This window comes from Pseudomonas fuscovaginae SE-1, assembly GCF_000364705.1.
Classification (GTDB): domain Bacteria; phylum Pseudomonadota; class Gammaproteobacteria; order Pseudomonadales; family Pseudomonadaceae; genus Aquipseudomonas; species Aquipseudomonas fuscovaginae_A.
Genome location: NZ_AQOH01000344.1, coordinates 1 through 13,258 on the forward strand (window position 1 = coordinate 1; position 13,258 = coordinate 13,258).

Below are 13,258 nucleotides of genomic sequence, written 5' to 3' on the forward strand. Positions count from 1 at the left end.
CATCGGTGCAGCCAGGGCCAGGGCGCTGAAGGCCAGGATCGGTAACTTACGCATGCTGCATCTCCTCAAGCCGTCATGGCCTGATGTTGTGGTTGAAAATCTTCAGTTCGAGAGGGCGTCGGACGGCGGGTCAGTTCGACCCGCGGCGCAACAGCCCATCCAGCGACCACTTGCCGCCGCCGTAGGCGATCAGTGGCAACAACAGTCCGGCCCAGGTCAGGTGCGTCGGCCAGGCGTCGGGGTAGACGAACACCTCGATCACCACCGTCATGCCGAGCAGGGCCAGCGCCGCCGGCCGGGTCAGCAACCCCAGCACCAGCAGGATCGGGAACAGGTGCTCGGCATAGGTCGCCAGGTGGGCCGCCAGCTCGGGCGGAATCAGCGGCAACGCATACTCCGAACGGAACAGCACATAGGTCGTCGGTTTGATCGTCAGCAGGCCTTCGACCTTGGTTCGTCCCGACAGGAAGAACACCGAAGCGATGCCCAGCCGGGCCACCAGCAGCAACAGGGACTCGGGCAACAGCCGGCCGAGGCCGGCGGTCACCGCCCCGGCGCTGCGACTCATGGCTGCTCCGTCAGGGAGCCGAAGCCCTTGGGTGTCTTGATCTGGGTACAGGTACCCTTGTCGACCAGGACCCAGGCGTTGCCCTGGTAGTCGGTCTTGGCGGTGCCCGCGCAGGACGTGCCGGCACCGGCGGCGCAATCGTTCTGACCGGCCTTGGACACGCCGTAGCATTTCTCCTTGGGGGCCTGGTCATCGGCGGCGTGGGCACCGACCGCGAATGCGCTGAGGGAAATGGCCAGGGTGGCGGCGAGGGCGGCGTATTTGCTCTTCATGGTGTTCTCCTTGATCAACGATGGGGTGAGCGAATCAGCGGCTCAAGCGGCTGCGCTGTTCGACGAGCAAAGTTAATCGCGGGCGTGTATCCCCTCTGTGTCGTGCAACCGGTCATGAAGTCGCCGGATGTATCCGCCAGCGGTTCGTACACACTGTGATACACAGCTACGCCCCGGCCAGATCGTTGCCGCCGGGAACGGGCCGCTTGCGCAAGCAAACGAGAGATCGTCATACGAGCGTCATAATGGAGCGATAGCGTTATGCCTTCACTTTGCCGGCGACTCCCAGCATGCGTGCAGAAAGCTTCTCCTTCATGCGTCCACAACGCTCCAGAGACCACCGTTGTGCCGGTGATCTGTGCATGCCGATGCCGGCGATCGACGCCAACAGCACCAACGCCCTGGTGATGGAGACCTTCGGTTCGCAGAAGGAAATGGCGTGCCTGGCGGTGGTGGAAGATGCACGGCCCATCGGCCTGATCAACCGCAATATCTTCCTGTCGATGATGAGCAAGCCGTTCCACCGAGAGCTGTACGACAAGAAGAGCTGCATCGCCTTCATGGACAAGGAGCCGCTGGTCGTCGACGCCGGCATGAGCATCGAGGAACTGACCTTCAAGACCGTGGAGTCCGGGGAAAAGGCCCTCTCCGATGGGTTTATCGTCACCCGTGACGGCCGCTTCGCCGGGCTCGGCAGCGGCCTGCGACTGATGGCGGTGGTGGCGGCCATGCAGGCCGAGAAGAACCGCCAGATCATGCAGAGCATCGAGTACGCCAGCGTCATCCAGCGCTCGATGCTGCGCGCCTCGCGGGACACCCTCAAGTCGACACTGGGAGACGCTGTCCTGCTGTGGGAACCGCGGGATGTCGTCGGTGGCGACTTCTATCACTTCTGCGCCTACCACGATGGCTGGTTCGGTGCGATCGCCGACTGCACCGGCCACGGCGTGCCGGGCGCGTTCATGACCCTGATCGCCTCTTCGTCGCTGACCCAGGCGCTGGCCCGGCTCGGCCCCCGCGACCCGGGCGCCCTGCTGGCGGCGGTGAACCGCAGCGTCAAGGAACTGCTCGGCCAGGTGCACGGCAGCGACGGCACGCCTGAATCCGACGATGGCCTGGACGCCGCGTTTCTCTGGTTCGACAACGCCAGTCAGACCCTGAGTTTCGCCGGCGCGCGCATGGCGCTGCATGTCCTGGCACCCGCGGCCGAGCAGATGGAGACCCTGGCGGGGCAACGGGTCGGCGTCGGCTACGTGGACAGCGCCCTCGACTACCAGTGGCCGGTGAACCGCATCGCGCTGGCGCCAGCCAGCCTGGTGTTCATCGCCACCGACGGCCTCACCGACCAGATCGGCGGCCCGCGCAACATCGCCTTCGGCAGGAGCAAGGCGTTCAACACGATACTGGAGCACCGCAATCAACCGGCGACCGTCATCTGCGAAGCCCTGCAACGCACGCTGGCCAATTGGCAAGGAGAGCAGGCCCGGCGTGACGACCTCACCCTTTTCTGTGCGCGTCTTGGAAACCGACCATGATCAATTCGAATGCTGCCCATCCCGACTACCACTTCTTCGATCTGGCCCAGCAGCGCAACGTGATCTTCTATCACATGGGCTATTTCTCCCACACCATCGTCAGCGCGATGGCCGAAGTGGTCCGGCTGCAGTTGGAGATCTCCGGGGTCAACGGACCGACGCGACGCAAGCTGTTCTCCTCCTTCGTCGAACTGTCGCAGAACATCATCCACTACTCCTCCGACTCGCTGCCCAGCGAGCCCGGCGAAGAGTCCGCACTGCGCCAGGGCGCGGTGTGTATCAGCAGCGAAGGTGACCGCCACCTGATGCTCTGTGCCAACCCCATCGCCACCCGCGACGTCGACCACCTGCGGGAAAAACTGGAACCGCTGCGCAACATGTCCCTGGAAGAGATCAAGCAGGCCTACAAGATCACCCTGCGAGCGGAAACCCCAGTGGAAAGCAAGGGCGCGGGCCTGGGTTTCCTGACCATGGCGCGCGATTCGAGCGCACCGCTGGAGTTCGACTTCTACCCACGGGCAGACGAGCCGGGTACCACGCTGTTCTGCCTCAAAGCAACTATCTGATCAGAGTGCCACAATCACCATGGACAATTTCTACATCGAAGCCACCGCCACCTCGCCGGAAGTCGACTTTCGTTTCGATCAGAATCTGCTGACGATCAAGGGTGAGTCATACCCGGAAAATGCCGCCGCCTTCTATGCCCCTGTCCTCCAGCAACTGCGTAGCTACCTCGCCTCCCGCGAGGACACCGTGATCACCACCAACATCGCGCTGGCCTACTTCAACAGCTCCAGTACCAAGATGCTGTTCAGCATCTTCGATGCCCTGGACCAGGCCGCCCAGTCGGGCAACGAAATGCAGGTGAACTGGTACCACGACGAAGAGGACGAGACCATTTTCGAATTCGGCGAAGAACTGAAGGCCGACTTCACCGCGATCGTCTTCAACGACCACGCCACGACCCACCACTGACTCCCCGACAAGGAAGATGAGCATGACCGCTTCAGTCACTCGCACAGGCGCACAGGCACAGGACGAAACCGAGCCCGACCTGTTCCGCGGCGAAACTGACGCCCTCGAAGACGCCCGCTCGATCCTGGCCCTGACTGATGCCGGCGCCCCGGTGTACCAGCAGGCGCTCGCCGACCTGACCGTCCACTTCGAGCGACTGATGCGCGAGACCCGCCGGCTGATCCGCCGCAGCGACCGGGCCGAACGCGAGATGAACACGCTCAACGCGCGGTTGCAGACGCTGGCGTGCCAACTCGAATACCGGGCCACCCATGACGCCCTGACCGGCGTGCTGAACCGCGGCGCGGTCATCGACCTGACCGTGCAGGCCCTGCAGAAGACCGGGGCGGTGATGGTGGTGCTGGACATCGATCACTTCAAGCACATCAACGACGAGTTCGGCCATCCCGCCGGCGATGCGGTGATCCAGGGCATCGTCGGCTGCCTGCGGCGGATCGTCGGCAACATCGGCTTCATCGGCCGTGTCGGTGGCGAGGAATTCACCGTGCTGATACCCGCTGGCACCCTCGAGGCCGGCCTGACGTTGGCCGAGGACCTGCGCCAGGCGATCGCCACGCACGTCTTCGGGCACCCGGTGAACCGGCAGATCACTGCCAGTTTCGGCGTCAGCGCCAGCCCCATGGGCACCAGCTTCGACTGCGCCTACGGCCGGGCGGATGCCGCGCTGTACCAGGCCAAGCGCACAGGCCGGAACCGCGTGGAGGCGGCACAGACGCAACCGCAGCATCCGGCGGGAGAAGAGCCCTCCTCCCCCGCCGCCTGATCAGAAGATCGAGATCGGATAATCGGCGATCAGCCGCAGCTCGTTGTTGTTGCCTTCGGCCTGGTCGGCGTTGCCCCGGTGGAACGACTGGCGCAGGCGCAGGGACAGGTCCTTGGCCGGGCCACCCTGGACCACGTACTTGGCTTCGACATCGGTTTCATGGTGCTCGCCGTTGGCGCCATAACCATAGGCCCGGTACGGGCTGTCCGCCGCCATCTTGGTACCATCGATGTCGTCACCGTGGATATAGCGGGTCATGAAGCTCAGGCCCGGCACGCCATAGCTCTTCATGTTCAGGTCATAGCGCGCCTGCCAGGATTTCTCCCCCGGACCGTTGAAGTCCGAGTACTGCACCGAGTTGGCCAGCAGGATCGAATCGCCACCGTCGCCCGGGCCGTTGGTGCCGAAACCAGCATAGTCGAACGGCGTGTCGCCATGCACCTTCTGGTAGGCCAGGGTCACCGTATGTGCGGTCAGGAAGGTGTAGGCGGTGGCGAAGGAGAACGTGGTGTTGTTGATCGCTCCGGCCTTGGCCTGGCCCTCGTCGAGGGTACGGTACAGGTTGAAGTCGAAGTTCAGCGATTGCCCCGGCGAAAGCGGCAGCGTGTAGTTGGCGTTGGTGTAGTACTGGCGCCAGATGTCCTGGAACTCGGAACCGTAGAGGGTGAAGTTCAGGTCGTCATTGACACTGTACTTGCCGCCCAGGAAGCTGACCGCGTTGGTCGGAACGTTGGCGTAGGTCGCGTACAGGTCATGGTCGTGGCTGGTGGTGACCACCCCGGTGCCACTGGTGAAGTGCCCGGCCTCCAGATCCAGCCCCTTGAGCTCGCTGCTCTGCAGGTCGAAGCCGGTGGCGGTTTCCGGGATCAGCCGGGTGCCGCCGGCGGCGAAGACCGGCGCGGTCGGCTGCATGTCGCCATAGCGCAGCTCGGTCTTGGAAACCCGCAGCTTGAGCGCACCGCCGGCCTTGGCATAGTCATCCTCGGGCGAGCCATCGCGGCCTATCGGCAGGTTGCCGGTACCCGCGGTGCCCGGGCCGCCGTCGAGCTTGATGCCCCAATAGCCGAAGGCATCCACGCCGAAACCGACGGTGCCCTGGGTGAAGCCGGAGCTGTAGTTGCCGAAGATGCCCTGGGTCCAGTCCTTGAGGTCGGACTTGCCATCCTTGCGGTCGCGGTCGAAGTACTGGTTCTTCAGGTGCAGGTTGAGACTGCTGTCTTCGACGAAGCCCTTGGCGTCACTCTGGTCGGCGATGGAATCGGCCATCGCGACCTGGGCCAGGCCCAGTGATACCGCCAGTGTGAGCAAGTTGATCTTTACCGACATCGTTATTATCCCCTGGTTAATGAAGTTTCACTCTTTTGTTGGAGCGAACGACAGCGCGCACGCTGTCATCCGCGCGGAGAGTGGAAACGTGGAGCAATGAGTGGCAGAGGTGCCCGAAGGCCAAAGACAATCTTCAGGAATACAGAAGCGGGGATCCGGCCGGGCTTTGTCTGTCGCGCTTCGGCGCGCGCCCTGGGCGCGCCTGCGATGGGAACCGGAACACTTCAGGCCACCGACCACAAGCCCCTATTGTTATTTTTACTGCCGGTTTCTATATATATTTTTCCATTAAGGCTCGACGAGTTAATTAGCCATGAAAGATTCTTCATCGATCATTAACTCGACGCGGCCGGGCGCTCAGGACACACGCTGGTAACCTCCCACCACCCCCTGCTTCGACAGTACCCATTGCCACAGCTGGATATCCCTGGCGCGGAATGCCCCGGCACAGGACAGCAGGTAGTAGCGCCACATGCGACGGAAGCGCTCGCCCATCTGCGCGGCAAAGCGCGGCCAGGCCGCTTCGAAGTTCTCGTACCAGGCCATCAGGGTCTTGTCGTAGTCGGCGCCGAAGTTGTGCAGGTCCTCGACCACGAACAGGCCGTCGACGGCATCGCCGATCTGGCCAATGGAAGGCAGGTCGCCATTGGGAAAAATGTACTTGTCGATCCAGCGATCAGTGGTGGAATGGCGACGGTTCTTGCCGATGGTGTGCAGCAGGAACAGGCCGTCATCCCGGAGGCAGCGCGCGGCGGTTTCCATGTAGACCCGATGGTTCTTGCGCCCGACATGCTCGAACATGCCGATGCTGACGATGTGATCGAACGGTTCGTCGACATCGCGGTAATCCTGCAGGCGGAACTCCAGCGGCAGCCCGGCATAACGCTGCCGGGCCCACTCGGCCTGGTCCCGGGAGATGGTCACGCCGACGCATTCGACGCCATGGTTTTGTGCCGCGTAGGACATGAAACTGCCCCAGCCACAGCCGATGTCCAACACGCGCATGCCCGGCTCCAGGCGCAGCTTGCGGCAGATCAGGTCGAGCTTGGCATTCTGCGCCTCGACCAGGTTTTCGGCCTCGCGCCAGTAACCGCAGGTGTAGGTCATTCGCGGGTCGAGCATGCTCGCGTAGAAATCGCTGCCCAGGTCGTAGTGCTGTTCACCGACCTGCCAGGCCCGTTTGCGGTTCTGCCGGTTGAGCAACTTGACCCGTGCGGCGTGAAACAGCATGGCCATCGGGTTGACCCCATCGGCCAGCCCGGAACGCAACAGGCGGGCAAAGAATTCGTCCAACTGATCGGCGTCCCAGTCGCCGTCCATGTAGGCCTCCCCCAACCCCAGGCTGCCTTCGGACAGGGCACGCTCCGGTACGCCCGGGCGGTTGAGGCGCATATCCCACGGGGCGCGACCGTCCAGGCGCAGGCCGGCCTTGTCGAGCAGCGCTTCGGCCAGTCGATGGGAACTGCTGGGTGGGTTGCTTTCGGTGGAGCGCCCGGGGCTGTTGCAGGGATGGGAGGCTAAAGAATCTTCGCACTTTGACTGCATCGGGAATCCTTACTTCTCAACTTGCACTGGAAGAGGACAACGAGGCCATTGTTCAAACCGTGGACGCAGGCGCTCAGGTTGACTTTCGAAGCTCTCGGAAGCTTATGTCCGGGTTCTTGAGCCTGACAAACAAGGATTTGATAAAAGTGCTTTACCGAACTTGTAACAATTTATGAATTTACCGAAGGTGTGGCAGAGAGGCTGATACCTGGGAGTTTTCCGGTAAGGCTGCTGGCCCTTTCGCGGGCAACCGGGCGTCGGCGGGCCGCTCCTACAGGAGGCGAGACAATCACGAAACCTGCGAACACGGTAAAACCGTAGGAGCCGGGCTTGTCGGGGCGCCGAACCGCCGCGAAGGGGCCGGGCGGGCGGGAAACGCAAACAGAAAAGCCCGCATCGCTGCGGGCTTTTCTTGCATCCGAAGAGCGTGGCGGGAACGGCCCCGCCCTGCAATCAGATCACCTCGACAATGGCCTTGACCACGGTCTCGATGTTGCGCTGGTTCAACGAAGCCACGCAGATACGGCCGGTATCCAGGGCATAGATACCGAACTCGCTCTTCAGGCGTGCCACCTGCTCCACGGTCAGGCCGGAGTAGGAGAACATGCCACGCTGGCGACCGACGAAGCTGAAGTCTCGCTTGGCGCCATGCTTGGCCAGCAGATCGACCATCTGCATGCGCATGTCACGGATGCGATCGCGCATCTCGCCCAGCTCCGCTTCCCACTGGGCACGCAGCTCGGGGCTGTTGAGCACGGTGGCGACGATGGTCGCGCCGTGGGTCGGCGGGTTGGAGTAGTTGGTACGGATCACGCGCTTGACCTGGGACAGGACACGGGCGGTCTCTTCCTTCGACTCGCTGACGATCGACAGCGCACCGACGCGCTCGCCGTACAGCGAGAACGACTTGGAGAACGAGCTGGAGACGAAGAAGGTCAGGCCCGACTCGGCGAACAGGCGCACGGCGGCAGCGTCTTCGTGGATGCCGGCGCCAAAGCCCTGGTAGGCCATGTCGAGGAACGGCACCAGATCCTTGGCCTTGATCACGTTCAGCACGTCCTGCCAGTCGGACGGGCTCAGGTCGACGCCAGTCGGGTTGTGGCAGCAGGCGTGCAGCACGACGATCGACTTGGCTGGCAGCGCGTTGAGGTCTTCCAGCAGACCGGCACGGTTCACACCGTTGCTGGCGGCATCGTAGTAGCGATAGTTCTGCACCGGGAAACCGGCGGTTTCGAACAGGGCGCGGTGGTTTTCCCAGCTCGGGTCGCTGATCGCCACGGTGGCGTTCGGCAGCAGTTGCTTGAGGAAGTCGGCACCGATCTTCAGTGCGCCGGTACCACCGACGGCCTGAGTGGTGAGCACGCGACCGGCGGCGATCAACGGCGAATCCGCGCCGAACAGCAGGGTTTGCACCGCCTTGTCGTAGGCGGCGATACCGTCGATCGGCAGGTAGCCACGGGAAGCATGCTGCGCCGCGCGCTGGGTCTCGGCTTCGACAACGGCACGCAACAGTGGAATCTTGCCACTTTCGTCACAGTAGACGCCCACGCCCAGGTTGACCTTGTCGGTGCGGGTATCGGCATTGAATGCTTCGTTGAGGCCCAGGATAGGATCGCGTGGTGCCATTTCGACAGCGGAGAACAGGCTCATTATTGCGGCGGCTCTGAATGGAGGGTGATCGGGCGTGACAGCGCTCCAGCCGATTGCACTAGAGCGGTGCACAAACGGGGAGCTAGTATAGAGGCCATCAATGGCGAGGGCGACCGACTATTGTCGGAATCCGACAAGTTTTTTGGATTTATTTTACGCCCGACAGTCGAAATGTAACGTTGCGTCCGACAGACGCTTGCCTTGAAAGCGGTCGGACGAAACACCACTTCCAGGCTTATGATGTTTTTTTCCGCGACCTGCTGTCGTGGTCGATCTTTTCGTCGCTGCGCGGCCTGCCGGGCAGACGTGCCTGTGTGGCACATGCAAGAGGTACGTTATGTCCGAATTCCAGCTCGTCACCCGCTTCCAGCCCGCCGGCGACCAACCCGAGGCGATCCGCCAGATGGTCCAAGGCATCGAGGCCGGCCTGGCCCACCAGACCCTGCTCGGGGTGACCGGTTCGGGCAAGACCTTCAGCATCGCCAACGTGATCGCCCAGGTGCAGCGCCCCACCCTGGTACTGGCACCGAACAAGACCCTGGCCGCGCAGTTGTACGGCGAGTTCAAGACGTTCTTCCCGAACAACGCCGTCGAGTACTTCGTGTCCTACTACGACTACTACCAGCCGGAAGCCTACGTGCCCTCCTCCGACACCTTCATCGAGAAGGACGCGTCGATCAACGACCACATCGAACAGATGCGCCTGTCGGCGACCAAGGCCCTGCTCGAACGCAAGGACGCCATCATCGTCACCACGGTGTCCTGCATCTACGGCCTGGGCAGCCCGGAAACCTACCTGAAGATGGTCCTGCACGTGGACCGTGGCGACAAGCTCGACCAGCGCGCCCTGCTGCGTCGCCTGGCCGACCTGCAGTACACCCGCAACGACATGGACTTCGCCCGCGCCACCTTCCGCGTGCGCGGTGACGTGATCGATATCTACCCGGCCGAATCCGACCTGGAGGCGATCCGCGTCGAACTGTTCGACGACGAGGTCGAGAGCCTGTCGGCCTTCGACCCGCTGACCGGCGAAGTGATCCGCAAGCTGCCGCGCTTCACCTTCTACCCCAAGAGCCACTACGTGACGCCGCGGGAAACCCTGCTCGAGGCCGTCGAGGGGATCAAGGCGGAGTTGCAGGAGCGCCTGGAGTACCTGCGCAACAGCAACAAGCTGGTGGAAGCCCAGCGCCTGGAACAGCGGACCCGCTTCGACCTGGAGATGATCCTCGAACTGGGCTACTGCAACGGCATCGAGAACTACTCGCGCTACCTCTCCGGACGCGAAGCCGGCGCCCCGCCGCCGACCCTCTACGACTACCTGCCGCCGGATGCGCTGCTGGTGATCGACGAGTCCCACGTCAGCGTTCCGCAGGTCGGCGCCATGTACAAGGGCGACCGCTCGCGCAAGGAAACCCTGGTGGAATACGGCTTCCGCCTGCCCTCGGCCCTGGACAACCGGCCGATGCGCTTCGATGAATGGGAAGCGGTGAGCCCGCAGACCATCTTCGTCTCCGCCACCCCCGGCAACTACGAGGCCGAACACGCCGGCCAGGTGGTCGAACAGGTGGTACGCCCTACCGGACTGGTGGATCCGCAGGTGGAGGTGCGTCCAGCCCTGACCCAGGTCGACGACCTGCTCTCGGAAATCAACAAGCGCGTGGCCCTGGAAGAACGCGTGCTGGTCACCACCCTGACCAAGCGCATGGCCGAGGACCTGACCGACTACCTCGCCGACCACGGCATCCGCGTGCGCTACCTGCACTCGGACATCGACACCGTGGAACGGGTGGAAATCATCCGCGACCTGCGCCTGGGCACCTTCGATGTACTGGTGGGGATCAACCTGCTGCGCGAAGGCCTGGACATGCCGGAAGTGTCGCTGGTGGCGATTCTCGATGCCGACAAGGAAGGCTTCCTGCGCTCCGAGCGTTCGCTGATCCAGACCATCGGCCGCGCCGCGCGCAACCTCAATGGCAAGGCGATTCTCTACGCGGACAACGTTACCGGCTCCATGCAGCGGGCGATCGGCGAGACCGAGCGGCGGCGCGACAAGCAGATCGCTTTCAACGAGGCCAACGGCATCACCCCCAAGGGCGTGGTCAAGGACGTCGCTGACATCATGGAAGGCGCCACCGTGCCCGGCTCGCGCAGCAAGAAGCGCAAGGGCATGGCCAAGGCCGCCGAGGAAAACGCCCGCTACGAGAACGAACTGCGCTCGCCGAGCGAGATCAGCAAGCGCATTCGCCAGTTGGAGGAAAAGATGTACCAACTGGCCCGCGACCTGGAGTTCGAGGCCGCCGCACAGATGCGCGACGAGATCGCCAAGCTGCGTGAGCGCCTGCTGAACGTGTAGCCGCGATTTACAAGCTTCGCGGGCAACCCGCTCCCCGCCCCCCGCAACAGCAGCCCCCCCCAATCCCGGTGGAAGCGGGCTTGCTCGCGAAGCTACCGCCACCCGGCACGCGAGCCTTGCCCGTTCGGCAGGTACACCAGGCCGGAATGCCTGTGGTATTAATGCCCTACCGCGCCGCCGATGGACCGAGCATGAAATTCGACAAAGCCTATTGCGTCAGTCTCGACGAGAAACTGACGATCTACGATGTTCGCGACCTGAACTTCGATGAGACCGTGCCCTTCGATTCGGACACGGAAACCTTCCAGTGCCCCAACGATGCCTGCCGCAACGCCTTCGACCGCAGTAACCATCTGACCACCTACAATGCCCGCCGGGTCCGCTTCAAGCGCACGCCGCATTTCAAGAACATGCCCAGCACCCGGCACCTGGCGGACTGCCCCTACCTCAGCCCGGAAACCGCTCTCGACCCGGACCAGCCGGCGGACGAGATCGAAGGCGAGCAGAATTTCCCGGTGGAACTGCTGCTGAGCCGGCGCACCTACACCCGCAAGCCCGCCAAGCCCGAGGCGGCCGACCTGGCCGCGCCCCGGGAAGTGCCACGAGCGGCAGCCGACAATGCCGCCAGCAGCGCCCCCAGGACCGCGCCGACCCGCACCAGCGTGTTCGCCCATCCGGTGGAGTGCTTCGTCTCCAACTTCGCCAACAAGGACCTGCTCAAGCGCATGCCGCTGACCATCGGCGACCTGAGCCTGAACTACAACGCCTTCTTCAAGAGGGTCGAGTACTGCCAGGACCGCAAGGGCCTGATCTACTGGGGCAGGATCAAGGAAATCAGGGACTACGGGAGCAGCTTCAGCGTGGTCTTCGACAAGCCGGTGTGGGCCGATCGCAAGCGCTGTTCGGTGAATGTCTACCTGAGCAAGAGCCTGATCGAAAACTACCGCCAGCGCACGGCGTTCCTCGAGGAGATCAAGAGTGTGATCGACCAGGCCGATGACCTGTACTGCTTCTTCTACGGGGTCACGCCGGAACTGAAACAGGTGCCGAGCAAGAAGAACCCGGAGCAGACCTTCAGCGTCTTCAGCTGTGAAATCGAGAACCTGGACCACTTCCTGATTCGCGAAGCGTCAGCCCTCGATACGCCCTGAGCGTGTTATTCGGCCGCGGTCGCACGCGTGGCCGCGGCGCCGGCCCATTGATAGGTCTTGTGGGCCGCGCAACGGCTGTCGCTGGACTTGGAGCGGTCGAAGATGAACTCGAAGGTCACCGCCCCCTGGTAGTCGGTGCGCACGATGCGGTTCACGTCCAGCAGATGCCAGTTGCCATCCTGCTTGAGCGAATCCGGCGAATGGTAGACATCGTTGCCCCGGACCACGCCCTGGCGATTGAGCGTATCGAGGTGGAAATTGATGTTGGCCTTGTTGCCCCCGCCCTCGCCACCGCTGCGCACGATCCGGTAGCGCACCGTACTGACATCGAAATAGGCCGAGCTGCCGGCGGAAGCGAAGGCCACCCTGGCCTCCAGCTCCCCCCTGAAACGCCCGACCGAGCAGGAAAAATAGTCGGTGCGGGTCCCGCCCAGCACCTCCGCCGGCGTGGGTTCGACACCGTCGGGGGCGGTGGAGGACGCCGCCAACTGTTCGCCGTTCGCTTGCCCGCCCTGGGCCAGCGCCGCGAACATCAGCCCCGAAAACAACAACGTACCGCATAAACCTCTGAGCGCGTTCATCACAAATTCCATTTGATCGGGTTGAGAATCCGGGTCCGTTCTTGTGGCCCGGCCGGGAGCGGCCTTCGTCGGCCGGTGATCCCGTCGATTCATCAAGCCAAAAAGCGCCCTGGCCGGACAAGGGCGCAACGCCCCGCCGACGAGACAGGAGAATCCGAACGGCGCGTCAGCGCTGCCGCGTCGTGACGATCAGACCTGGCGCCGGGCCGTGCCGAACAGGTGGACGTCCTGCAGTTCGCCCGCCCGCTCCAGCAGACGAATCGGTGCGGTGCCGCCCGGCATGCTGACCCGGACCTCGCCGGCGGCCACCCAGCCGACCCGCCACGCCGCACAGGCCACCGCGCTGGCGCTGGTGCCCGAGGAGGCGGTCGGCCCTTCGCCCCGTTCGAACACCCGCGCCTGCAGGTGCCCGGGCGCCTCGAGCGTGGCCCACTGCAGATTGACCCCGGCGGGACACGGCTCCCCCCCCCCCCCCCCCG

At 63.6% G+C, this 13,258-nt stretch carries 12 protein-coding genes and 1 pseudogene; 6 read left to right on the forward strand and 7 right to left on the reverse strand.

What is annotated here, in order from left to right; translation table 11 throughout:
- Positions 1-130 precede the first annotated feature (130 nt).
- Together K675_RS0127030 and K675_RS0127035 are read right to left on the reverse strand one after the other, a co-directional pair.
- Entirely contained in the window at positions 131-568 is a 438-nt protein-coding gene (locus K675_RS0127030; RefSeq protein WP_017906587.1) for a DoxX family protein, read from the reverse strand.
- On the reverse strand, positions 565-840 hold the full coding sequence (locus tag K675_RS0127035) for a DUF2282 domain-containing protein (protein WP_017906588.1): 276 nt from the start codon (positions 838-840) through the stop codon (positions 565-567). Before K675_RS0127035 ends, K675_RS0127030 begins: the two co-directional genes overlap by 4 nt.
- Positions 841-1,202: 362 nt before the next feature.
- Here K675_RS0127035 and K675_RS0127040 point away from each other — a divergent pair, with 362 nt between their 5' ends.
- Genes K675_RS0127040 through K675_RS31485 form a run of 4 tightly spaced genes read left to right on the forward strand, consistent with a single transcriptional unit; the run spans position 1,203 to position 4,173 of the window.
- Positions 1,203-2,375, forward strand: coding sequence for a SpoIIE family protein phosphatase (locus K675_RS0127040; RefSeq protein ID WP_017906589.1), 1,173 nt, complete (start codon positions 1,203-1,205; stop codon positions 2,373-2,375).
- A complete protein-coding gene (locus tag K675_RS0127045) occupies positions 2,372-2,941 on the forward strand; it encodes a SiaB family protein kinase (protein WP_017906590.1) in 570 nt (189 codons plus the stop codon). The genes K675_RS0127040 and K675_RS0127045 overlap by 4 nt, the downstream gene beginning before the upstream one ends.
- Before the next feature lie 19 nt (positions 2,942-2,960).
- A complete protein-coding gene (locus K675_RS0127050; protein ID WP_017906591.1) occupies positions 2,961-3,350 on the forward strand; it encodes a DUF1987 domain-containing protein in 390 nt (129 codons plus the stop codon).
- A 22-nt stretch (positions 3,351-3,372) separates the two neighbouring features.
- The gene (locus tag K675_RS31485) at positions 3,373-4,173 is read left to right on the forward strand and encodes a GGDEF domain-containing protein (protein WP_017906592.1); all 801 of its coding nucleotides are present in this window, start codon (positions 3,373-3,375) and stop codon (positions 4,171-4,173) included.
- On the opposite strand, the gene K675_RS0127060 is transcribed toward K675_RS31485, so the two are convergent.
- The 3 genes from K675_RS0127060 to K675_RS0127070 form a co-directional block, all read right to left on the reverse strand.
- Positions 4,174-5,499, reverse strand: coding sequence for an OprD family porin (locus tag K675_RS0127060; protein ID WP_017906593.1), 1,326 nt, complete (start codon positions 5,497-5,499; stop codon positions 4,174-4,176). It lies immediately after the preceding gene.
- A 357-nt stretch (positions 5,500-5,856) separates the two neighbouring features.
- Entirely contained in the window at positions 5,857-7,044 is a 1,188-nt protein-coding gene (cfa, locus tag K675_RS0127065) for a cyclopropane fatty acyl phospholipid synthase (RefSeq protein ID WP_017906594.1), read from the reverse strand.
- A 453-nt stretch (positions 7,045-7,497) separates the two neighbouring features.
- A complete protein-coding gene (locus K675_RS0127070) occupies positions 7,498-8,694 on the reverse strand; it encodes an amino acid aminotransferase (RefSeq protein WP_017906595.1) in 1,197 nt (398 codons plus the stop codon).
- 337 nt (positions 8,695-9,031) lie between these two features.
- Between K675_RS0127070 and uvrB the strand changes: the two genes are divergently transcribed.
- Both uvrB and K675_RS0127080 read left to right on the forward strand, forming a co-directional pair.
- Positions 9,032-11,047 (forward strand): excinuclease ABC subunit UvrB, encoded by a 2,016-nt coding sequence (gene uvrB / locus K675_RS0127075; protein WP_017906596.1) that lies wholly within the window; start codon positions 9,032-9,034, stop codon positions 11,045-11,047.
- Positions 11,048-11,238: 191 nt separating this feature from the next.
- Complete coding sequence (locus tag K675_RS0127080; protein ID WP_026145569.1) at positions 11,239-12,198, forward strand: hypothetical protein; 960 nt, start codon at positions 11,239-11,241, stop codon at positions 12,196-12,198.
- A gap of 5 nt (positions 12,199-12,203) precedes the next feature.
- On the opposite strand, the gene K675_RS0127085 is transcribed toward K675_RS0127080, so the two are convergent.
- Positions 12,204-12,779 carry a hypothetical protein gene (locus K675_RS0127085; RefSeq protein WP_017906598.1) on the reverse strand — a complete coding sequence of 192 codons (576 nt, stop codon included), beginning with the start codon at positions 12,777-12,779 and terminating at the stop codon, positions 12,204-12,206.
- A 189-nt stretch (positions 12,780-12,968) separates the two neighbouring features.
- Positions 12,969-13,258: pseudogene (locus tag K675_RS0127090) on the reverse strand (diaminopimelate epimerase); the annotation flags it as partial.